Origin of the sequence: Lysobacter avium, from assembly GCF_015209745.1 — a bacterium.
In the GTDB taxonomy this organism is placed as follows: domain Bacteria; phylum Pseudomonadota; class Gammaproteobacteria; order Xanthomonadales; family Xanthomonadaceae; genus Novilysobacter; species Novilysobacter avium.
The window spans coordinates 901,652-924,114 of the sequence record NZ_CP063657.1 but is presented as its reverse complement, the minus strand read 5'-3'; the positions used below and the strand labels follow the sequence as shown (position 1 = coordinate 924,114).

Here is a 22,463-nt window from a genome sequence, read left to right as displayed (position 1 = left end):
TCATGCACGCTTCCGTCCCCCAACGCGCGACTCCCGGCCTTGATGAGATCCAGGCGCTGGCCAGCGACGACATGACGGCCGTCGATGCCTTGATCCGGCGTCGCCTGGCGTCCGACGTCGTGCTGATCAACCAGGTCTCCGAATACATCATCAACGCGGGCGGCAAGCGCCTGCGGCCGATGTTGCTCCTGCTGGCGGCCGGGGCGCTGGACCACCGCGGGCCGGATGCTCACCAGTTGGCGGCGGTGGTGGAATTCATCCACACCTCGACTCTGCTCCACGACGATGTTGTCGATGAGTCCGACCTGCGCCGCGGCCGCAGGACCGCCAACGCGGTCTGGGGCAATGCGGCGAGCGTCCTGGTCGGCGATTTCCTGTATTCGCGCAGTTTCCAGTTGATGGTCGAGCTGGACTCGATGCAGGTGCAGACGATTCTGGCCGACACCACCAACCGGATCGCCGAGGGCGAGGTGCTGCAGTTGCTGCACGTTCGCAACCCCGACACCGACGAGGCGGCCTACATCCGGGTCATCGAGCGCAAGACCGCGGTGCTGTTTGCCGCCGCGACGCGCCTGGGCGCACTGCTGGCCGGCGTCGACGAGGCAACCCAGGACAGGCTGCACGATTACGGCCTGAACCTCGGTTTCGCCTTCCAGATTGCCGACGATGTCCTGGATTACGCGTCGGATGCGGAAACCATGGGCAAGAACCTGGGCGACGACCTCGCCGAAGGCAAGGCCACACTGCCGCTGATCCACGCCATCCGCCACAGCGATCCAGACACTGCAGAAACGCTGCGCGCAGCGATCCAGGACGGCGACACCGGCGCCCTGCCGGTCGTGCTGGCCGCGATAAACGCCACCGGCGGGCTGGACTACAGCCGCCAGCTGGCGCGCGACTATGCGTCTCGCGCCGTGGCTGCGCTGGAAGGGCTGGACGACAACGCCCATCTCGGCGCGCTCCGCGGGTTGGCGGACTACGCGGTCAACCGCGACCACTGAATTTCCGTTCGCCTCGCGCCTGCGGCTCAGGCGATTCCCAATCCGGGGATTGCGCTGATCGCCTCCGGATCGAATCCGCCCAACTCCGCGAAATGCCGGCCGCGCGCAACGTAATCGCGATACGGACCGAAACTGGGCGCGCCAGGCGAGAGCAGGAGCACGCCATCACCATCGAGCGTCGCCCGCGCCTTGCCGACGGCATCCGCCAGGCCCTCGGCTTGCAGCAGGACAAATTCGCCATCGGCGGCCAGCGGGGCCAGCAGCGCATGGATGCGCGGACCATTGGCTCCCATCGTGACCGCCACCTGCGGCGCATGGCCGGCGAGCGCTTTGGCAAACTCCGACCAGTCCACGCCGCGGTCGTGACCACCCAGCAGGATCGCGACGCACCGGTCGGCGAAGCATTCCAATGCGGCCAGGCTTGCGTAGGGCGTCGTGCTGATCGAGTCGTTGACCCAGGTGAGGCCGTCGCGGGTACCAAGCGTCTGCAGGCGGTGCGGCAGCGGAATGAAGTCTTTTGCGCGTGTCGCGAGAGCCGGCGCATCCAGGCCCATCGCATCCAGCACGGTCAGGGCTGCACAGAGGTTGCCGCGATTGTGCCGTCCCGGTAGCGGTAGCGAGGAGGTGTCCATTACCCGTGTATCGCGGTCGAAGAGGATGTCGCCGCGGAGATGCCAGCCGGACTCGTCGCCGAACCAGCGGATGTCGCTGTCGGGCAGATCCAGGGCCGCAAGCCGCGGGTCGGCCGCGTTCAACACGGCAACGCGGGGCCGGGCCGCGGTGACCAGCTGCAACTTGTCCGCCACGTACCGGGCTTCGCTGCCATGCCAGTCCAGGTGCTCCGGAAACACGTTCAGCACCACCGCGATATCCGGGCGCACGCCGCTGGCGGCGACGTCGCCCGTCTGGTAGCTGGACAACTCGATGACCCAGCTTGCGGGGGCCTCGGCTGGCGCCACGTCCAGGAGCTCCAGGAGCGGCAGGCCGATATTCCCGGCGAGCGCGGTCCGGCGGCCTGCGGCGCGCAGCAGATGGGCGAGCAAGGCCGTCGTGGTGCTCTTGCCCTTGGTCCCGGTGATGCACACCGTGTTGCGGGCCATGCCTGCCGCGTCGCCCTGCTCGGCAAACCACAGGCCGGTGCCGCCGATGAAACGCGTGCCGCGCGCGGCTGCCGCGGCCGCTTCTGCCCCGTAGGGGCTGATGCCGGGGGACTTTATCACGACGTCGAACGCCGCCAGCCGGTCTGCGGACGCTTCGACCTCGACATTCAGGAGGATGTCACCGCAACCGCGGGCAGCCGCCACTTCGTCGCGCATGCAAAACAGGGTCAGTGGCAGGGTCGGCAACCGGGAGCGCACCGCACGCCACGCGGCCTTTCCCTCCCGCCCCCAGCCCCACAGCGCGACGCGCCGACCTTCAAGCTGCGAGATGCGCACGCAGACGTTCCCACAAAGGCGCCGGAATGCGGTGCTCAGCATCGAGCACCAGCAACGGCTCGATGCCGAGGTCCGTCGGTTCCAGCCGCGGCCGGATCTCCTCGGCGAAGCGCTTTACCAGCGCGTCCTCGCGCCACTCCGCGCGATCCACCAGCGCCGCCATCGCGGCACGCGACTCGATGCCCTCGCCGACGCATTCAAACGGCTTGTGGTCGTGGTACTCCAGCAAAGAGTCATAACCTGCTGTCTGCGCCGGATCATCCAGCAGGTTGCGGCCGAAGATGCCCACCAGCCGTGCCTTGGGCATGAAGGGCGCCAGCGCGAGGAACACGAAATGACACTTGGGACAGACCCCGCACCAGCGGTTGACCGGGCGCTCGCCGAGGATGTGGAAGTTGCGGTTGCAACTGGAAAACCACGCGTCGTAATGGTCGATCCGCGCAAACTGCCGGGCCACCGCCAACTCGCTCAGCGGACGCAGCAGGGAGTAGTAATTCAGGTCGGCGGCGACGTGCCGGGCGACGTAGTCGCCAAACGCGGACTCGAACGCCCAGCCCTTGGACCACTGATGGTTGACCTCGGTGGTGGTCTGGCCGTCCTCGCTGCGAATCAGGCTACCGTAGCTGGCCGAGCGCTCGTTGGAGAACACCACCTGGTCGACGCCGCGCAGCAACGCGGCCAGCACCAGGATCGCCGAGTTCACCGCGGTGACCGGGATATGGCCGTTCCAGGCCCCCTGGCGGTTGAAATCAAACAGCTGCGGCGCCAGCGCGCGGCCGATATTCAGCGTCGGCAGGCCGGTGCGCTCGGCGCAGGCCTTGATCAGTTGTGAACCACCGATCCAGGTGACTGTCTGGTCGATTCCGAGCGCGCGCAATGCCTCGATGCTGACCAGCGAGTCCTTGCCGCCGCCGATGGCCACCAGCGCGTGCCCGCGCAGGCCTGCGCTTGCCGCCGACGCTGCATCTTCGGCGTCGGCCGGAAAACGGATCCGGTCGTGTAGATCGAGCCCGTTGCGGTAGGCGAACTCGCCCAGCCCGTTGAGGTAGATGGTCTCCATCAACCGGGCGGTGGCTGCATCGATCGCATACGAGTCGATCAGGATCTTCGACGGGGTAGCGGCCTTGTAGTAGCTCACGCCCGCCACGAGGTGCAGCAGCCGGAGCGCCCGTTCCACCGCCGCGCCGCGCGCGTCATCCAGTTCGAACGGAGCACCGGGGACGGTGACCGTCTCCACCAGTTCCGGACCGTCATCGAAGGCGTACACCAGCGTCGCTGTGCCGGTGATCGGGTCAAAGTCACAGCGCACGAATCGGAATGCGTCGATCGCATCGCGCTGGAACGTCCAGTTGCTCATTCGATGATGTCCTCTGCCGGCAGGGCGCGCAGATTGTAGGTGTTGGCCATCGTCATGCCGTAGGCGCCGCTATCGGCGACCAGGATGACGTCATCCTCGGCCGTGGCGCTGGACAGCAGTCGCTTGCGGCCGAGCACGTCGCCGGTTTCGCAGATCGGGCCGACAATCTCGAACGCGGTCGTCGACGTGTCGCCTGGCCGGCTGATGTTGTGGATGCCGTGCCAGGCGTCGTACAACGCCGGACGCATCATCACGTTCATGCCGCCATCGCAGCCGATGCGGTGCACGCCGTCCTTCTCGACCACCTGGGTGACCGAGAGCAGCAGCACGCCGGCTTCGGCGACCAGGTAACGTCCGGGCTCCACCACCAGCGCGTAGCGCGGAAACGCTGCCTTGATCTCATCCAGGCCGGCGCGCCAGACCGCGAGGTCGAAATCCTGGGCGTCGGGGGTATACGGAATCGGCATGCCTCCGCCGATGTCGATGGTGTCCACGTCGCCGGCCGTGTCGGCCAGCCCGGCCAGGTGCGCGTACACCTCGCGCCAATGACGCGGGTCCTCGATCCCGCTGCCCAGGTGGGCGTGCAGGCCGCTTATGCGGATATCCAGCGCGTGCGCATGGGCCAGGAAGGCGTCGAAGCGGGCCAGCGGCAGGCCGAACTTGGCCGCGGCGCCGCCGGTGCGGACCTTCTCGTGGTGCCCGTCGCCCCGACCCAGGTCCAGCCGCAGCCAGATCGTGCGGCCGCGGAAGACCTCCGGCCAGCGCTGCAACGCCTCGATGTTGTCCAGGGTGACGGTTACGCCCCGCGCCAGCGCCGCCTCGTATTCGCGCCGGGGCGCAAAGCTGGGCGTGAACAGCACACGGGAGGCGGGCAGTTCCGGCAGGGTCCCGAACACGTGCTCCAGCTCTCCCAGCGACACGCATTCCAGGCCCAGCCCTTCGTCGGTCACGGTGCGCAGGATGGCCGGATGCGGGTTCGCCTTGATGGCGAAGAAACACCGGTCGACGGCGTCCGTCGCCAGCATGTCGCGGGCTCGCTCACGAACCGTCGCCAGATGGTAGACATAGCGCGGAGTGCCGGCTTCGGCGCGGGCCAGCAGGTCCTCCCGCTGCCCTATCCACCACGGCTCGCGTCGCTGCGGGCGGCCGTACTCGATCTCACGCCAGCTCGGGCCAAACACGTCGGAATCCATCACGGGCATTGCTCCACTGGCGATCAATTCGGCATGCAGCAACGGCAGCAGGCCGTCCGCGTCCGCCTCGTCGATCACGAAGGTCAGGTTGAGGTTGTTGGAAGACTGAGAGATCAGGTGTACGCGCTCGCGCCCGAAAGTCGCCCAGACGTCGGACAGGCGGTGCAGGAGCGAGCGCATGCCCCTGCCCACCAGGGTGATGCCGGTGCACGGGGCGATCACCTTGACCCGGCACACTTTCGCCAGGTCGGTGGCCAGTGCTTCCAGCACATTGCTGGTCACCAGATTGTCGGCCGGGTCCAGCGAGATGGTGACGTTCGTCTCCGAGGAACCGATCAGGTCGACCGACAGGCCGTGGCGTTTGAACAGCTCGAAGATGTCGGCCAGGAAGCCGACCTGCTGCCACATGCCGATGCTCTCCATCGACACCAGCACCACGCCGTCGCGGCGACTGATCGCCTTGACGCCGGGTATGGCGGCGGCCGTGGCGTCGATCCGCGTGCCCGGCAGTTCGGGGCGCGAGGTATCCAGGATCATCATCGGCACACCCGCCCGCCGGCATGGTCCGATCGAGCGCGGGTGCAGGACCTTGGCGCCGGTCGTCGCGATCTCCTGCGCTTCGGCGTAGTCCAGGCGGGTAAGCAGGCGCGCATCGGGCACCTCGCGCGGATTGGCGCTGAACATGCCCGGGACGTCGGTCCAGATCTCCACGCGCACCGCACCCAGGAGCGCACCAAAACACGCCGCCGAGGTGTCCGAGCCACCGCGACCGAACACCGCCGTGCCGCCATCCTCGTGGCGGGCGATGAAGCCCTGGGTCAGGACGAACGCGCGGGGGTGTTGGGTGAAGCGGTCGTTGAAACCGGGCTCGATCTCGCGCCGCGGATGCACCGAGAGCCGCAATGCCGCTTCGGTGCGATTGGGCACGTGCCCGGCCTGCAGCCAGTCGCGCGCATCGCACCAGCCAAAATCCATGCCCTGGCTGCACAGGTAGGCGGCGCCGATGCTCGACGACAGCAGTTCTCCCTGCGCCAGCACCTCGGCCTGCCAGGCGAGGGCGCGCCCGGCGGCGCGGGGATCCTGCAGCAGACCCTCCAGCTCAGCCAGGCGCTGACCGAGCGCCTGTTCCGGATCCAGGCCAAGCTCCTCGCAGAAGACGCGATGGCGATGGGCCAGCGCGGCCACCCGCGCCACCGCATCGTCGCCGTCGCAGATGGCCTGCAACTCGTTGGTGACCCCGGACATGGCGGACACGACAACCAGCACGCGCGCGCCTTCGGCCGCGCCGCGTTCCACCGCCATGCGCCCGATCGTGTCCCAACGGTCACGCCTGGATACCGAGGTTCCACCGAACTTCAGCACCAGCCACTTCTGCCTTGCAGCCATCAATCCGATCTCCTGGTTCCAGCCGACGACCGGAAAGGGAAAAAACAACGATGTGCATCCTATCGCCTGAAACACGTCGCGCGGTACCGCCCGCAACACAAAGGAGTGGGTCAAGCAGGTGAGCGTGGATGAACAACCGCAGAAACGACACGATTGGTGCCCCCTTCTCGATGCCACGCTCCGTGACTTCGTGTCTGCCTGTAAGCACTAGAATCCCTTGGCGCACGTATTGGCTCCGGTTCCCGCCGCAGGCTTTTTGCGTTCCATCGCATTAGTGTCGCCGCCCCCCGTTCAATGGACCCCCGCAATGACCCAGCGCCGCTACCTGCAACTGGACGTGTTCGCCGACCGGCCCGGTGCCGGAAACCCTTTGGCCGTAGTGCTCGACACCGACGGCCTGGATGCAGCAACAATGCAGGCCATCGCCCGCTGGTCGGACCGTCCGGAAACGACGTTCGTGTTCGCGCCAGCCGCTGCTGACGCGGATTACCGCATCCGCATGTTCGCCCCCGACCGCGAGGTCCCCTTCGCGGGCCACCCCAGCATCGGCACGGCTTATGCGGTGTTGCAGGCCGGGATGGCGGAGGCAACCGATGGACGCATCGTGCAGGAAGGCATGACCGGGCTGTTGCCGCTGCAGGTGGACGACCACGACGGCCAACGCTCGATCGCTGTCCGCACGCCAACCGCGCGGGTGGCTGAGGTCGGGCGTGCTGACGACACCAAGCTGGCTCCGGCCTTGCGTGGCCTGCCAGTGGGCGGGTTGCCGCCTGCGTTGATGGACGGCGGGCGTCGCTGGTGGGTAGCGGAGCTGACGGGTGAAGACGCGCTGCGCTCGGCGAATCCGGACTGGACGGCCATCGCGCAACTGGCGGCAAGCACCGATTCGATGGGGCTGCTGGCATTCGCGCGCTCCGACGGTGCTGACCACGACCTGGCGGTGCGTGCTTTCGTCGGTGCCGGCACCCCGTTCGAGGACGCCGCATCCGGGGCGGCCAATGCGGTCCTCGCCGCCTGGCTGCGCGAGAACGATGCCCTGCCCGGCCGCAACGGCCGCTACGTGGCCAGTCAGGGCCGCGAGGTGGGATTCGACGCCCGGCTGAACCTGCGGGTCGACGAGGACGGCGAGATCTGGTCGGGAGGCAGGGTCTGCCCGATCGTCAGCGGCATGATCGACTGGTAGCACCAGTCGTGGATCCATACACGCAACCATCCCCGCCAGGCGCTAGGATCAGCAAGCCGGCGATCCCGTCACCGGCGACCCGGCAGGTCATCAACGACTGGCTGACGGTCCGGTAATCGTTGCAGGAGCTTCCATGCGTACAGCCGTTGTCGTCATGTCCCTTGCCTTGGCCGCGATCGTGATTGCAGGCTGCTCCACACTCAACACCTTCGGCTCCATGCTCAGCAGCCAGGTAACGTTCACCCAGCCGCAACTGCAGCGTTCGCTGGACCGGAACTTTCCGCGGGAGTTCGACAAACTGGCGGGTCTTGCCACCTTGCGGCTGGAGAAGCCGGGACTTTCCATCCCCTACGACAGCAACCGGCTTCGCCTTAGCCTGAACGCGAGCGCGGTGACTGGTGCGCGCGCCGAGCCCCGTCAGCTTGGACGCATCCTGATCACCAGTGGCCTGCGCTTCGACCCCCAGACCCTTGGCCTTCACCTCCAGGATCCAGTGATTGAAACCATCGACAGTGCCGGTGGCTCGTTGAATGACGCTTCGCGGGAACTCATCAATGGGTGGCTGGCCGCATTCGCGATCGAAGAGCCGATCTACCGGCTGGACCACGAACTGGTCCAGCGACTGGTGGCGCGCCGCATCGGTGCGGCGCGGATCGACAACGGCGTGGTGGTGCTGGATGTCTCGCAGTAGTTCGGTTCGCGCGTTGGCTTGAACAGGCCGGATGTCCCAATGGGCCGATTGTGCGGCGCAGAACGGATCGTTCTGGACACAAACGTCTGCCTCGACCTGCTGCTGTTCGACGATCCGGGTGTCGCCACCTTGGCGCAGGCACTGCTATCGGGAAGGCTCATCGCGGTGGTCAACGCCGACACGCGCGCGGAGTGGCGGCGCGTACTCGCCTACCCCTCACTGCGTCTGGATCCGCGGCGCCAGGCGGAATTGATCGATTCGTTTGACGCCCTGGTTGCGGATGTCGCCGCTGCTCCCGCGGCTGCCAGATCACTGACGGCAGATCCGCCGCTGCCACGCTGCAGCGATCCCGACGACCAGAAGTTTCTCGAACTGGCCCGGGACGCGGGTGCGCGCTGGTTGCTCAGCCGCGATCACGACCTCCTCGTGCTGGCGAAACGCTGCCGGCGGCTCGGGCTCTTTTCCGTGATGACCCCGCAGGCCTGGACGAGTGAATTCACCCTGCCGCTTGTGTCATAGCCGCCGCAGGCAGGTGCAGACCAAGTTCGTCCTGTTACTGCATGTACCAGCCGTGGCTGACCACGACGCTCTGCCCCGTCAGCGCCGCGCTGGGGAACTCGGCCAGGAAGCGCACCGTCTGCGCCACATCCTCGACCGTAGTGAAGATGCCATCGACGGTCTGTCCCAGCATGACCTTCTTGACGACCTCCTCCTCGCTGATACCGAGCTCTTTTGCCTGCTCGGGAATCTGCTTGTCCACCAGCGGCGTACGCACAAATCCCGGGCAGACGACGTGGCTGCGCACCCCTCGGCTGCCGCCCTCCTTGGCCAGCACGCGCGCCAGTCCCAGCAGCCCGTGCTTGGCGGTGACGTAGGGCGCCTTCAACTTCGACGCCTCATGGGAATGCACCGAGCCCATGTAGATCACCACGCCACCGCGGCTTCCGCCCTGGCCGTCGTCGCGGTACATGTGCGGCAGCACCGCCCTGGTGGTCAGGAAGGCGCCATCCAGGTGGATGGCGAGCATCTTCTTCCAGTCGGCAAACGCGTAGCTCTCGATCGGATTCACGATCTGGATGCCCGCATTGGATACCAGGATGTCGATCGGACCCAGCGCGGCCACTGCCGCCTCGACGCCGGCATTGACCGCAGCTTCGTCGGTGACGTCCATCGCGATGCCCATCGCATCGCCGCCGGCACCCCGGATTTCCTCGGCCACCGCACTCGCGCCGTCCAGGTTGATGTCCGCAATCGCAACCCGGGCCCCGGCACGGGAAAGATCAAAAGCGATTTCCTTGCCGATGCCGCTGGCCGCGCCGGTAACAACGGCGACCTTGCCTTGGATCGAACTCATGCCGGACTCCTGGAACAGTGCATAGGGACCGTCGATCTTAACCAGTCAGCGCCCGCCTCACGCGTGCCGGTGGGGTGCACCTATGTCCAATTGCACCGCCGCTGGGCCGTCAGCTTTTGCGCTTGCCGCGCGGCTTGGACTTGGGCTGCAGGATCGTCCCGGTGCAGGTATCGGCGCCGCAGTAGCAGGCCCATATCCGCTTCATCCTGGGCGTATGCGCCTCGGCCAGGGTGATGCCGTAGTTGTAGACCAGTTCGTCGCCCGGCTCGATGTCGCTGATCGCCTCGATGAACACGCGATCCAGGCTGCGGTCATCGCCTTCGTGCTCGACCAGCAGCGCCTCGCAGTTGGGTTCGCAGCTGTGGTTGATCCAGCGCGCCACCCCGCCCTTGAAGTTGCCGTCGATCACGTACTCGTCGTTGAGGGTGAAAAAGAACGTGTGCCCGGACGACGCATCGCCGCTGTCGCCGGCATCGACGTCTGCGTGGGTGCGGCGCGTACCGGTGTATTCCACGATCCGCTCGCCCTTGGCGATCGGTGCGACGGCGAACACCCCAGTGCCGTGGATGGCGGAATGGCGGGCGATGATCTTGCGCGGCATGCAAGGCTTCCAGCGGGAGACAGTTGCGTATTGTGGCCCAGCTGCCCCTGCACGCCATAGCTGGAACGACGCCCGGTGGAAGGCTGGTGCGGATTCGGGCGTCCGAACGCCGCCATCGTCAATGCGCTTGGAAGCCCGATCAACAATCCGTACAATAACGGTACTGATTAAGGAGAACCCATGTTGCGGGTCACCAAACTCACCGATTACGCGACCGTGGTGCTGACCGTGCTCGCGGCGAATCCGTCGCTGGTGCTCAGTGCGCCGGAGCTGGCGGAGCGTGCCGGACTGGAGACCCCGACCGTCAGCAAACTCCTCAAGCCGTTGGCCCAGGCGGGATTGGTGGAAGGCTTCCGCGGCGCCAATGGCGGCTATCGCCTGACCCGCGCGCCGGAATCCATCAGCCTGGTCGAAATCGTCGAGGCGATGGAAGGCCCGCTGGCGATGACCGAGTGCAGTATCCACGAAGGCAACTGCGGCATCCAGGACTCCTGCCACGTACGTGCCAACTGGCGCCACATCAACGATGTGGTCGCCGACGCGCTGCGCTCGGTCAGCCTGGCGCAGATGCTGGTCCCGCCGCGACCGGCCGACCCACCGCTCCCGGGCGCGAGGCGCATCGACCTGCGTCTGGCCAACATTTGACACCCTCATTCAGCACCAATATTCAAAACAGGACAGGCACCCCATGGCCACCCAGACGATAGAAAACCCCACACCCGCCGCGCCGACTCCCCCGTCGGGCGATGGCAGCAATCGCGAGATCCACGCGCAGCTTGGGCGTACCTACGAAGCCGGTTTCATCACCGACATCGAGACCACCAGCCTGCCGCCGGGCCTGAACGAGGACATCATCCGCCAGCTCTCCGCGATCAAGGAAGAGCCCGAGTGGATGACACAGTGGCGCTTGGAGGCCTACCGCCACTGGCTGACGATGCCCATGCCGGACTGGGCCAAGCTTGACATCGCCCCGATCGACCTGCAGGCGCTCAGCTACTACTCCGCGCCCAAGGGACCCAAATACAAGTCGCTGGACGAGGTGCCGCAGGAACTGATCGATACCTATGACAAGCTCGGCATTCCGCTGCACGAGCGCGCCAAGCTGGCTGGCGTGGCGGTCGACGTGGTGTTCGACTCCGTCTCGGTGGGCACCACGGTGCACAAGGAGCTGACCGAGAAGGGCATCATCTTCTGCTCGATGTCGGAGGCGATCCAGAACCACCCCGAACTGGTGCGCAAGTACATCGGCAGCGTGGTTCCGCCGGGCGACAACTACTTTGCCGCGCTGAATTCGGCGGTCTTCTCCGATGGCAGCTTCGTGTTCATCCCGGCCGGCGTTAAGTGCCCGATGGAGCTGAGCACCTACTTCCGCATCAACGCCGGCCATACCGGCCAGTTCGAGCGCACGCTGATCATCTGCGAGGACCGGGGCAAGGTCTCCTATCTGGAAGGATGCACCGCGCCCATGCGTGACGAGAACCAGCTGCACGCGGCGGTGGTCGAGCTGGTCGCGCTTGAGGAGTCCGACATCAAGTACTCCACCGTGCAGAACTGGTACCCGGGCGACGAGAACGGCGTCGGTGGCATCTACAACTTCGTGACCAAGCGCGGCGAGTGCCGCGGCGCGCGCAGCCGGATCCACTGGACCCAGGTCGAAACCGGCTCGGCGATCACCTGGAAGTACCCGTCGTGCGTGCTGATCGGCGATGACTCCACCGGCGAGTTCCACTCCGTCGCCCTGACCCACCACCGCCAGCAGGCCGATACCGGCACCAAGATGATCCACATCGGCAAGCGCACCAAGTCGACGATCATCAGCAAGGGCATCAGCGCCGGCCGCGGCCAGAACACCTACCGCGGCCTGGTCAAGATGACCTCCAGCGCCGAAGGCGCGCGCAATTACACCCAGTGCGACTCGCTGCTCATCGGCAAGAAATGCGGCGCGCACACCTTCCCGTATATCGAGGTGCGCAATCCCACCGCGACCGTCGAGCACGAGGCAACCACCTCCAAGATCAGCGACGACCAGATGTTCTACTGCCGCGCGCGCGGCATCGGCGAGGAAGACGCGGTGTCGATGATCGTCGACGGCTTCTGCAAGCAGGTCTTCCGCGAGTTGCCCATGGAGTTCGCGGTGGAAGCCAAGGCGCTGCTGGAAGTGAGCCTGGAAGGCGCAGTCGGCTAAACCCCCTTTCCGCGTCCGGCCCTCGCGGCCGGACCCGACATCTTTACCCGCCCGGCGGGACACGAGAAAACCATCATGCTGAAAATTGAAAACCTGCACGTTTCCATCGGCGACAAGGAAATCCTCAAGGGCCTGGACCTGGAGCTGCAGCCGGGCAAGGTGCACGCGATCATGGGCCCGAATGGGTCAGGCAAGTCCACGCTGGGCAACGTCATTGCCGGTCGAGAAGGCTATGACATCACCGCCGGCTCGGTGACCTTCATGGGCCAGGACCTGCTGACCATGGAACCCGAGGCGCGTGCCGCGCTGGGTGTGTTCCTGGCGTTCCAGTACCCGGTCGAGATTCCGGGCGTGAACAACACCTACTTCCTGCGCACGGCCTTGAATGCCCAGCGCAAGGCGCGTGGGGAGACCGAAATCGACTCGATGCAGTTCCTCAAGCTGGTGCGCGAGAAGCTCGCCGTGCTGCACCTGAAGGACGAACTGCTGCATCGCGGCGTCAACGAGGGCTTCTCCGGCGGCGAGAAGAAGCGCAACGAGATCTTCCAGCTGGCGCTGCTGGAACCGAAGCTGGCGATCCTCGACGAGACCGATTCCGGCCTCGATATCGACGCCCTGAAGACGGTGGCCAAAGGCGTCAACGCGCTGCGCTCGCCGGACCGGATGTTCCTGGTGATCACCCACTACCAGCGGCTGCTGGACTACATCAAGCCCGACGTGGTGCACGTGCTGGCCAACGGCCGGATCGTGGAATCCGGCGGGCCGGAACTGGCGCTGCAGCTGGAAGAGCACGGTTACGAGTGGATCAAGGGACGCATCGCCCCTGACGACGCACCGGAGGCGGTGGCCTGATGAGCGCATTGCTGGATTCGCTGGCGGCCCCTTTCGACACCCTGCCGTCGCGCGACGCCGCCGGCCTCGGCGGGGCGCGACGTGCGGCGCTCGACGCCGCGATGCGTGATGGTCTGCCGCACGCCCGTGTGGAGGCGTGGAAGTACACGCCACTGCGCGCGCTTGAGCGGCGGACGTTCGAGTCTGTCGACGTGGCTCCCGCGATCGATCCTGCGCTGCTTGCGGCGATCCCCTCGCCGCGCATCGTGTTCGTCAACGGTCGCTACCACGAGGCCGGCTCCGACATCGCAGGGCTGCCCGCGGGCGTCACCCTTCAGCGCGTGTCCGAGGTGCTTGACGAAGGTGAAACCGACGCCGCCGGCTTCATGCAGCGCAGCTATGATCGCAGCGACGAAGTGTTCGCCCGGCTCAATGCGGCGCTGGCCGCCGAGGGCGTGGTCCTGCGGGTGGAGGCCAACGAGCAGCCAGCCCAGGCGGTTCATCTGGTCTTCGTCGGCACCGGCGATGACAGCGACCAGGCCTGGCACCTGCGTCACCTGATCGAGCTTGGCGAGGGCGCGCGCCTGAACGTGGTCGAGCATCAGCTGATGGCCGGCGATCACCGCCATTTCGCCAACTCGATCCTGCAGGTGCAGCTGGGCAAGGACGCCCGCCTGTCCCACGCGCGCCTGCAGGACGAATCGGACGGCGCGACCCTGATCCACCGCACCGATGCCGTTGTGGGCGAGGACGCCGAGTACCGCCGCATCGACCTCGAACTGGGCGCCGGCCTGTCGCGCCACGAGCTCAACGTGGTGCTGCTGGGCGAGCGCTCGCACGTGCACGCCAACGGCGTGTTGCTGGCCGACGGCAAGCGTCATCTGGACACCCGTCTGGGGATTGATCATGCAGGGCGCGACAGCACCTGCGAACTGGTCTGGCGCGGCGTCGGCTCGGGGCGCTCGCGCGTGGTCTTCCATGGTGGCATCCAGATCCGCCAGGGCGCTGATGGCAGTGACGCCATGCTCTCCAACAAGAACCTGCTGCTCAGCGAGGGCGCGGAGATCGATACCCAGCCGGTGCTGGTCATCCACGCCGACGAGGTGCAGGCCGCCCATGGCGCCACGGTGGGGCAGCTGGATCCGACCGCGATGTTCTACCTGCGCACGCGCGGCCTGCCGTCCGAGCAGGCGCGGCAGATCCTGACCGCCGCGTTCTGCCGCGAGACCCTGTCCGTACTGGAGGACACCGGCATGCGCGATGCGGCGCTGGCCCGACTCGACCACGCGCTCGAACGGTCCATTCCGGCATGACCGCCGCGGCCTCAGGCACGGCGCCACAGCCACCCACGACGCATGCAGCCGGTTCGGGTGCGGTCGACTGGGCGAGGATCCGCGCCGACTTCCCGCTGCTGACCCGCCAGGTCCACGGCAAGCCGCTGGTGTACCTGGATTCGGCCAACACCGGCCAGAAGCCGGCGGCGGTGATCGAGGCGGTCGACGACTTCTACCGCCAACACAACGCCAACGTCAGCCGGGCGGTGCATGCGCTCGGCTCGGAGGCCACCGAGGCCTACGAGGGGGCCCGCCGCAAGCTGGCCCGCTTCCTCAACGTGCGCAGCGACGAGCTGGTGCTGTGCAGCGGGACCACCTTCGCGATCAACCTGGTCGCCTACAGTTGGGCCCTGCCGCGGCTGCAGCCGGGTGACGCCATCGTGCTGACGCGGATGGAGCACCACGCCAACATCGTGCCGTGGCAGCTGGTCGCCGAGCGCACCGGCGCCGTGCTCAAGGTCGCCAACCTGGACGAGCGCGGTGACCTGGACCTGGAGCATCTGTATTCGCTGCTGACACCCGAGGTGAAGCTGCTCGCCTTCACCCACGTCTCCAACGTGCTCGGGACGGTCAACCCGGTGCGCGAGATCTGCAGGCAGGCGCGCAAGCGCGGCATCACCACGCTCGTGGACGGCTCGCAGGCGGCGCCGCATCTGGCGCTTGACGTCGCTGCGCTGGGCTGCGACTTCTACGCCCTCACCGGCCACAAGATGGCCGGCCCAACCGGCACCGGCGTGCTGTGGGCACGCCCCGAGCACCTGAAGGCCATGCCGCCCTTCCTCGGCGGCGGCGAGATGATCCGCGAGGTCAGCTTCGAGGGCACCGTGTTCAACGATGCGCCACACAAGTTCGAGGCGGGCACCCCCAATATCGCCGGCTTCGTCGGACTCGGCGCCGCGGTGGATTACCTGGGCGCGATCGGGATGGACAACATCGCAGCGCGCGAACAGGCGCTGCTCGATTACGCCACCGCGGCGCTGGAGAAAGTGCCGGGTGTGCGGATCTTCGGCAAGGCACGCGAGAAGGCCGCGGTGATCAGCTTCCTGGTCGAAGGCGCCCATGCCCACGATCTGGCCACGTTGCTCGACCTGGAAGGCGTGGCCGTGCGCTCGGGACACCATTGCGCGCACCCGCTGATGCACCACTTCGGCGTTCCGGCCACCTGCCGGGCATCGTTTGCGTTCTACAACACCTTCGAAGAGATCGACGTCTTCGTTGCCGCGCTGGGCAAGGTGAGAAACCTGCTGGCATGAGCATGGCCGCCCTGCACTTCCGCGCGGCGACGGCTGCCGACCTCAACGGGTTGCTGGCGCTGGTCCAGTCCGCCTACCGGGGCGAGTCGAGCCGCGCCGGATGGACCACCGAGGCCGACCTGCTGGACGGGCAGCGCACCGACGTCGCCGACCTTCAGGCCTGCCTGGCGCGTACCGACAGCATGCTGCTGGTGGCCGAGAGGCCGGGCGACGTCGACACCGCCCCGGCCGGTATCGTCGCCTGCGCCTACATCGCTCCCGACGATGACAACCCCTCTGAAGCCGCACAGTTCGGCATGTTCGCGGTTCGGCCGCAGTTGCAGGGCAGCGGTGTCGGCAAGGCCGTGATGGACGAGGCCGAGCGCATCGTCCGTGACGAATGGCAGCTGCCGCTGATGCGCATGAGCGTGATCGACGTGCGCGAGGAACTGATCGGCTTCTACCAACGCCGCGGCTATCAGCGCACGGGGATCCACAAGCCCTTTCCCTACGGCGACGAGCGCTTCGGCCTTCCCCGCCGCGCGGACCTGCGTTTTGAAATCCTGGAAAAGCGCCTGCGCACTGCGCCGGACACGGAGGAGCCCGGCAATGAGTGAATGGACCCTGGTCTGCAGCACCGCCGAGCTGCTTCCCGGCGAATCCACCGTCGCCTGGGACGGCGACACGCCGATCATGGTGGTCAACTTTGATGGCACGTTCTACGCGTTTGAAGACAAGTGCTCGCATGAAGACTTCGAGCTCTCGGCCGGCCGTTTCGATGGCGACACGGCGACCGTGGAATGCGTTCTCCACGGCGCGAAGTTCGACGTGCGCGACGGCAGCGCCCTGTGTGCGCCTGCTTACGAGCCGGTGGTGAATTTCCCGGTCAAGGTCGAAGACGACAAAGTCTGGACGCGCGACGACCGCTGAGTCGGCGCCAAGGTTCGCTGTTCGACACACGCGCGCCACGCGGCGATCTTTCGCCGTGTTTCGTCTTCGCTATTGCGAACGATTCTCGATTGCGTTTAACATTGCGCCGTTCCTGCAGCGGTGCGCGACCGGTCTTTAGGTCGGCGGATCCCCCGATCCGGTGCCTCCGCGGGGCTCCCCTTCGATCGAACCAGAGTGGTGATGCGCCCACGAGGCCGCGTCACGCCTGGCTCCCCATTCAGGCACCCGAATGTCCCCGATCACCAGTCGCAAGCACGCCGTATCACTCCGCAAAACGGGCTCGGCCCAACACTCCAGCCTGTCGGTCTCGCTGCTCACCGGGCTCGTGCTCGCCGCACCGCTGGCCGCAACGGCCCAGTCGAACGGTGGCCCTGCCGCCGACGCCAAGGATTTCGAGACGGTCCACGTCGAGGGCAAGCGCGGCAAGGTCTATTCCTCGGGCCAACTGTCCTCGCCGAAGTTCAGCCAGCCGCTGCTGGACACCACCCAGACCATCAACGTGATCGGCAGCGACCTCTTCAACGAGCGGGGTGCGACCAACCTCACCGAAGCGCTCCGCAACAGCCCCGGCGTCGGCACGTTCTACGCGGGCGAGAACGGCAACACGACGACCGGCGATGCGATCTACCTGCGCGGTTTTGACACCTCCGGCAGCATTTTTGTAGACGGTGTGCGTGATCTCGGATCGATCTCGCGCGACGTGTTCAACATCGAGCAGATCGAGGTGGCCAAGGGCCCCGCGGGCACCGACAACGGCCGCACCGCCCCTACCGGCGCGATCAACCTGGTGAGCAAGCAGGCCCACGGCCACGACCGTACTTCGGTCAGTGCGTCCTACGGCAGCGCCGACCAGAAGCGCGTCACTGCGGACTGGAACCAGACCCTGGGCGGCACGAGCGCGCTGCGCCTGAACCTGATGGCGCAGGACAGCGGCGTTCCCGGCCGCGATACGATCGAGAACAAGCGCTGGGCGATCGCTCCATCGCTGGCTTTCGGCCTGGGCACCCCGACGCGCACCACCCTGAATCTGCTGCACGTCAAGCAGGACAACCTGCCCGACGGCGGCGTGCCAACGATCGGCCTGCCCGGCTACAGCTCGCCCGATCCGAGCCGTCCGCAGCTCGGCGATGCCGACCCGGTCGCGTCCAGCAACTTTTACGGCACGCTGTCAGACTACGACGACGTCACCGCCGACATGGCGACGCTGCGCATCGAGCACGACCTGTCCGACGCGACGCAACTCATCAACACCACCCGCTGGGGCAGCACCAAGCAGGACTACCTGCTGACGGCGTTCATGGGTTCGACCGCCAATCTGGTCACGCCGGACCTGGATGACCCGTCGGGCTGGACCGTGGCGCGCTCGCTGCCGACGTTCAAGAACCAGCGCAACACGATCATGACCAACCAGACCGCGCTGGCGACCCGGTTCGACGCCGGCGGCTTGCGGCACGACCTCAGCGCCGGGATTGAGCTGACCCGCGAAGAGCTCGACACCTACGGCATGCGTGCTGTGACTGGCACGGCGTGGCCGGCAGTCAACCTGTATCGACCGAACCCCGACGTGACCGGCCTGCAGTGGGAGCGCAGCGGCGCCCGCGGCGAGGGTCGCACCGACACCGTGGCGGCGTACGTGTTCGACACCATTGCATTCAACGAGCAATGGCAGCTCAACGGCGGTGTGCGCGCCGACCGTTACAAGACGCAATTCCAGAGCACCGTGCCCTGCGGTGGTCGTCGCGGCCCGGATTGCGGACTGCTCGATGAAGGCTCCATCGTGCCCGGGGTGGATGCGCGCATCTCCGACACGCTGCTGAACTGGAAGCTCGGTGCGCTCTACAAACCGGTGGCCAACGGCAGCTTCTACGCCAACTACGCGGTCGCCCAGCAACCGCCCGGCGGTGGGAGCCTGGAATTGAGCGACGCGGAGCGCAGTCCAGACAACCCGGCACTCGACCCGCAAAAAGCCCGCACTGCCGAGATCGGCACCAAGTGGAACGTTCTCGACCAGCGCCTGATGCTGACGGCCGCGCTCTACGACACCCGCATCAGCAACGAGCTCATCCGCGATCCGGTCGATCAACAGTACTACCAGACCGGTCGCAAGCGGGTCCGCGGCGTGGAGCTCAGCGCGGTTGGCCAGGTGACCGATGCGTGGTCGGTGTCGACCGGGTTCACCGTGATGGACACCGACGTGCTGTCTGGTCCGGCGGTAAGCACTGACGGATCCACCGACCTGACCTACACGCCCAAGCGCGCATTCACCGCGTGGTCGACCTACGATTTCCCCAACGGGATAACCATCGGCGGCGGCGCGCGCTACTCCGGCGCGCTCAAGCGCGGCGTGGACGGCGCGGTGGGCACCCCGGCGTACACCAAGGACTACTGGGTCGTGGACGCCGTCGCCAGCTATGCCGTATCGCCCAATCTGGATCTGCGCCTGAACCTGTACAACCTGCTGGACAAGGACTATGTGGCCGCGATCAACAAGAGCGGCTACCGCTACACCCCCGGCACGCCGCGCTCGATGATGTTCACCGTCAACTACCACTTCTGATCGGAGCCCGCGATGCTGTTGCATGTCCCCGGCGTACTGGACGACGCGTCCCTGTCCCGGATCCGCAAGACGCTGGAAAGCGCCGCCTGGACCGATGGCCGCGAGACCGTCGGCCCCCAGGGCGCCGGGGTCAAGCGCAATCTGCAGTTGCCCGATGGCTCGCCGGTGCGACACGAGTTGGGGCAGCTCGTCACTGCCGCACTCGCCGCCAGCCCGCTGTATTTCGCCGCCGCCCTGCCCCTGCGTGCGCTGCCGCCGCGTTTCAACTGCTACCAGGGCGGCGGCACCTACGGCCTCCACGTCGACGGCGCAGTGATGACCCCGGCCGCCCCGCCGGGGCAGGTCGCCGCGACGATGCGCACCGACATCTCCTGCACGCTGTTCCTGTCCGAACCCGACGAGTACGACGGCGGCCAGCTGGTGATCCACGACACCTATGGCACGCACGAAGTGAAGCTGCCCGCGGGTGACCTGATCCTGTATCCGTCGAGCAGCCTGCACATGGTCCAGCCGGTGACGCGGGGCGCCCGGCTGGCCGCCTTTTTCTGGATCCAGAGCCTGATCCGCAATGACGCCCAGCGCCGGATGCTGTTCGAGATGGATACCGCGATCCAGGCCCTGACCGCTTCGGGGGAGAATTCCGCCGCGCTGCTTCAGCTCACGGGGGTTTACCACAACCTGCTGCGGCTCTGGGCGGAAACCTGAGCCGAGCCGACGGCTGCGCGGCCGTGAGGCGAAGGGATGGCGCTCGCAGCGCTTGCAACTGAGAACCATTATCATCTACGATCGCCCTGTTCATGAAACAGCGGCGCCTTCGTTACCGCCCCACGCGCTGCAATTTCGCCACTCACCACTAGCGCTCTCGTCGGCAGAAGCCGGCGGCTTCGCCTTGCACGTCCTATGGGAATCCCTTCCAGATCATGACCGCGCCCCGTCCGACCCGTTCCATCGCACCGCTTGCCCATCACCGTCGTGCCGGCCTTGGGCTGGCGCTGCTGCTTGCCCTGTCGTCTCCGGTCATCGCCAGTGCAGCGACCGGAGTGGCCGGCGACGCGGCCACCGCCGGCCCGATCGATCTGGATGCGGTCGTCGTCACCGCCGCCGGCTTCGAGCAGATGGTGCGCGAGGCGCCGGCCAGCATCACGGTGCTTACCCGCGAGGAACTGGTCAAGCAGCCGATCCACAGCCTGGCAGACGCGCTGGTGAACGTGGAAGGCGTGGACATCGGAGTCGGCGTGGACAAGACCGGCGCGCCCCAGATCAGCCTGCGCGGCATGCCGTCCAGCTACACCCTGGTGCTGATCGATGGCCGCCGCCAGAACACTTCCGGTAACGTCGCGCCGAACAATTTTGGCAACACCGCGAACAACTTCATCCCGCCGATGTCGGCGATCGACCGCATCGAGGTGATCCGCGGCCCGATGTCGACCCTGTACGGATCGGATGCGATGGGCGGGGTGATCAACATCATCACCCGCAAGGTCGGCGCGGCGTGGGCAGGCTCGGTCGGGATGGAGACCAGCCTTCAGGAGGATTCGTCCTTCGGCAATCTGTATGGCGCGAACTTTTTCGTTGACGGTCCCCTGGTCCGCGACCTGCTCGGCCTGTCGCTGCGTGGCGGCTGGTTCAAGCGCGACGCCTCCGACATCGCATACACGGACCTGTCCGGCGAGGAGATCGTCCCCTGGATGGGCGCCAACCCGGTCAGCTATGACAGCCACAACGTGGGCGCGCGACTGGCGCTCACGCCATCGGACGACCACGACCTGTGGCTGGACGTCACCAGCGGACGCCAGGAGTACGACAACAGCACCGGCCAGATGGGCACCCTGGGCGCCGGCGGATACGCTCCGAGCCTGCGCTTCAACCGCGACCAGGCCACCCTGGCGTGGGACGCGCGCTACGACTTGGGCGCACTTGAGAGCAGCCTGCAGCAAACCACCACCGAGACGATCGGGCGGCTGCTGCCGGCCGGCACGGCGGGCGCCGGCAGCCCGCGCGAGCTGGAAAACCGCAATCGCGTCTTCGACACCAAACTGGTTACCGACATCGGCAGCAACAAGCTGACCGTCGGTGGCCAGTACCTGGACGCAAAACTGGTCGACGGCGTGGCCAGCGACGCCTTCGAGTTCCACCAGTGGGCGTTGTTCGCCGAAAACGAGTGGAGCATCAACGACGCGCTGAACCTCACCGTCGGCGCGCGCCATGACGACCACAGCACCTTTGGCAGCCACCTCAGTCCGCGTGCGTACCTGGTCTGGAACGCCAACGCGAACTGGGTCGTGAAGGGCGGCTACAGCGAAGGCTACCGTTCGCCCAACATCGAGGACCTGACCCCGGGCATCAAGGGCTTCGGCGGCCAGGGCACCATCCCGTTGATCGGCACGCCGACGCTCAAGCCGGAAACCAGCGCCACCACCGAGCTGGGTGTGTATTACGCGGCCGACAACGGCTTCAGCTCCAGCCTGACCGTGTTCAACAACGATTTCAGCGACAAGATCGCCAGCGGTACGCCGGTAGCCAACTGCGCATTCGGGCTCAGCCAGGCCGCCTACAACGCCGCGGACTTCTCCGGCTCAAGCTGCGTGGACGTGGGCTGGTTTCCGCGCTCGGCGACGCTCGGCCAGACCGTCAACATCGACAAGGCCGTGACCCGCGGCGCGGAATTCGCCATGCAGGTTCCGCTGGCCGAGGCATGGAAGCTGCAACTCAACTACACCCGCACCGACAGCGAGCAGAAAAGCGGCAGCGCCAACGGCACGCCCTTGACCAACACGCCCAGGAACCTGCTCAACGGCAGCGTGAACTGGCAGGCGACCGACGCGCTGGCCCTGTACCTGCGCGGCGAGTACCGCAGCGCGCGCTACCGGGGTGCGGGCGCCGCGCAGGACCAGCTGGGCGACTACAAGTCCTACTCCCAGTTCCACCTGGGCGGCCGCTACCGGGTGAGCGACGCGATCAGCCTCAACGCCGCGGTGTACAACCTGTTCGACAAGGATTTCGTCGACTACCTGCCGTATGACGATAACGGCACCGTGGCGTACGCCAACACCCGCAGCACCAGCGAGGCCGGCCGGCGCTTGTGGCTGTCGGTGAACGTGGATTTCTGAGCCTGCGCATGAGGCCGGCCGAATGATCAATTGCGACTGATTCTCATCTGCAATATGATTG

The 22,463-nt window shown here is 66.6% G+C and carries 19 protein-coding genes; 14 read left to right on the top strand and 5 right to left on the bottom strand.

Translation table 11 applies throughout. From position 1 onward, the window contains the following. The first annotated feature begins 2 nt into the window (after positions 1-2). Positions 3-1,001, top strand: coding sequence for a polyprenyl synthetase family protein (locus INQ42_RS04190; protein ID WP_228064430.1), 999 nt, complete (start codon positions 3-5; stop codon positions 999-1,001). A gap of 26 nt (positions 1,002-1,027) precedes the next feature. On the opposite strand, the gene murD is transcribed toward INQ42_RS04190, so the two are convergent. Genes murD through INQ42_RS04175 form a run of 3 tightly spaced genes read right to left on the bottom strand, consistent with a single transcriptional unit; the run spans position 1,028 to position 6,373 of the window. Then, the gene (gene murD, locus INQ42_RS04185) at positions 1,028-2,437 is read right to left on the bottom strand and encodes a UDP-N-acetylmuramoyl-L-alanine--D-glutamate ligase (RefSeq protein ID WP_194035747.1); all 1,410 of its coding nucleotides are present in this window, start codon (positions 2,435-2,437) and stop codon (positions 1,028-1,030) included. Further along, positions 2,418-3,794 (bottom strand): UDP-N-acetyl-alpha-D-muramoyl-L-alanyl-L-glutamate epimerase, encoded by a 1,377-nt coding sequence (murL, locus tag INQ42_RS04180; protein WP_194035277.1) that lies wholly within the window; start codon positions 3,792-3,794, stop codon positions 2,418-2,420. The genes murD and murL overlap by 20 nt, the downstream gene beginning before the upstream one ends. Further along, on the bottom strand, positions 3,791-6,373 hold the full coding sequence (locus INQ42_RS04175; protein ID WP_194035276.1) for a bifunctional aspartate kinase/diaminopimelate decarboxylase: 2,583 nt from the start codon (positions 6,371-6,373) through the stop codon (positions 3,791-3,793). Before INQ42_RS04175 ends, murL begins: the two co-directional genes overlap by 4 nt. A 307-nt stretch (positions 6,374-6,680) precedes the next feature. Between INQ42_RS04175 and INQ42_RS04170 the strand changes: the two genes are divergently transcribed. From INQ42_RS04170 to INQ42_RS04160, 3 genes are all read left to right on the top strand, one after another. Beyond that, positions 6,681-7,556, top strand: a complete 876-nt coding sequence (locus INQ42_RS04170; RefSeq protein ID WP_194035275.1) for a PhzF family phenazine biosynthesis protein — start codon at positions 6,681-6,683, stop codon at positions 7,554-7,556. 133 nt (positions 7,557-7,689) lie between these two features. Further along, entirely contained in the window at positions 7,690-8,247 is a 558-nt protein-coding gene (locus tag INQ42_RS04165) for a DUF1439 domain-containing protein (protein WP_194035274.1), read from the top strand. Between the two features lie 18 nt (positions 8,248-8,265). Then, on the top strand, positions 8,266-8,766 hold the full coding sequence (locus INQ42_RS04160; RefSeq protein ID WP_228064429.1) for a putative toxin-antitoxin system toxin component, PIN family: 501 nt from the start codon (positions 8,266-8,268) through the stop codon (positions 8,764-8,766). Positions 8,767-8,800: 34 nt separating this feature from the next. Here INQ42_RS04160 and INQ42_RS04155 read toward each other — a convergent pair whose 3' ends face one another. Continuing rightward, positions 8,801-9,601 carry a 3-hydroxybutyrate dehydrogenase gene (locus tag INQ42_RS04155; protein WP_194035273.1) on the bottom strand — a complete coding sequence of 267 codons (801 nt, stop codon included), beginning with the start codon at positions 9,599-9,601 and terminating at the stop codon, positions 8,801-8,803. Between the two features lie 109 nt (positions 9,602-9,710). Then, entirely contained in the window at positions 9,711-10,202 is a 492-nt protein-coding gene (locus INQ42_RS04150; RefSeq protein WP_194035272.1) for an SET domain-containing protein, read from the bottom strand. Between the two features lie 180 nt (positions 10,203-10,382). On the opposite strand from INQ42_RS04150, the gene INQ42_RS04145 reads away from it, so the two are divergent. The 10 genes from INQ42_RS04145 to INQ42_RS04100 all read left to right on the top strand — a co-directional run bounded on the left by INQ42_RS04145 (position 10,383) and on the right by INQ42_RS04100 (position 22,402). Then, positions 10,383-10,847, top strand: a complete 465-nt coding sequence (locus INQ42_RS04145) for an SUF system Fe-S cluster assembly regulator (RefSeq protein ID WP_194035271.1) — start codon at positions 10,383-10,385, stop codon at positions 10,845-10,847. Between the two features lie 43 nt (positions 10,848-10,890). Next, entirely contained in the window at positions 10,891-12,387 is a 1,497-nt protein-coding gene (gene sufB / locus INQ42_RS04140) for a Fe-S cluster assembly protein SufB (protein ID WP_194035270.1), read from the top strand. Positions 12,388-12,462: 75 nt separating this feature from the next. Further along, the gene (sufC, locus tag INQ42_RS04135; RefSeq protein ID WP_194035269.1) at positions 12,463-13,239 is read left to right on the top strand and encodes a Fe-S cluster assembly ATPase SufC; all 777 of its coding nucleotides are present in this window, start codon (positions 12,463-12,465) and stop codon (positions 13,237-13,239) included. Continuing rightward, entirely contained in the window at positions 13,239-14,531 is a 1,293-nt protein-coding gene (gene sufD / locus INQ42_RS04130) for a Fe-S cluster assembly protein SufD (RefSeq protein ID WP_194035268.1), read from the top strand. The genes sufC and sufD overlap by 1 nt, the downstream gene beginning before the upstream one ends. Then, the gene (locus tag INQ42_RS04125; RefSeq protein WP_194035267.1) at positions 14,528-15,805 is read left to right on the top strand and encodes a cysteine desulfurase; all 1,278 of its coding nucleotides are present in this window, start codon (positions 14,528-14,530) and stop codon (positions 15,803-15,805) included. Before sufD ends, INQ42_RS04125 begins: the two co-directional genes overlap by 4 nt. 2 nt (positions 15,806-15,807) lie before the next feature. Continuing rightward, the gene (locus tag INQ42_RS04120; protein WP_194035745.1) at positions 15,808-16,401 is read left to right on the top strand and encodes a GNAT family N-acetyltransferase; all 594 of its coding nucleotides are present in this window, start codon (positions 15,808-15,810) and stop codon (positions 16,399-16,401) included. Then, positions 16,394-16,714 carry a non-heme iron oxygenase ferredoxin subunit gene (locus tag INQ42_RS04115; protein WP_194035266.1) on the top strand — a complete coding sequence of 107 codons (321 nt, stop codon included), beginning with the start codon at positions 16,394-16,396 and terminating at the stop codon, positions 16,712-16,714. Before INQ42_RS04120 ends, INQ42_RS04115 begins: the two co-directional genes overlap by 8 nt. Positions 16,715-16,964: 250 nt before the next feature. Next, positions 16,965-19,292, top strand: a complete 2,328-nt coding sequence (locus tag INQ42_RS04110; protein WP_194035265.1) for a catecholate siderophore receptor Fiu — start codon at positions 16,965-16,967, stop codon at positions 19,290-19,292. Positions 19,293-19,304: 12 nt separating this feature from the next. After that, positions 19,305-19,997 (top strand): Fe2+-dependent dioxygenase, encoded by a 693-nt coding sequence (locus INQ42_RS04105; protein ID WP_194035264.1) that lies wholly within the window; start codon positions 19,305-19,307, stop codon positions 19,995-19,997. Between the two features lie 215 nt (positions 19,998-20,212). Then, positions 20,213-22,402, top strand: a complete 2,190-nt coding sequence (locus INQ42_RS04100) for a TonB-dependent receptor domain-containing protein (protein WP_194035263.1) — start codon at positions 20,213-20,215, stop codon at positions 22,400-22,402. Positions 22,403-22,463: the final 61 nt, after the last annotated feature.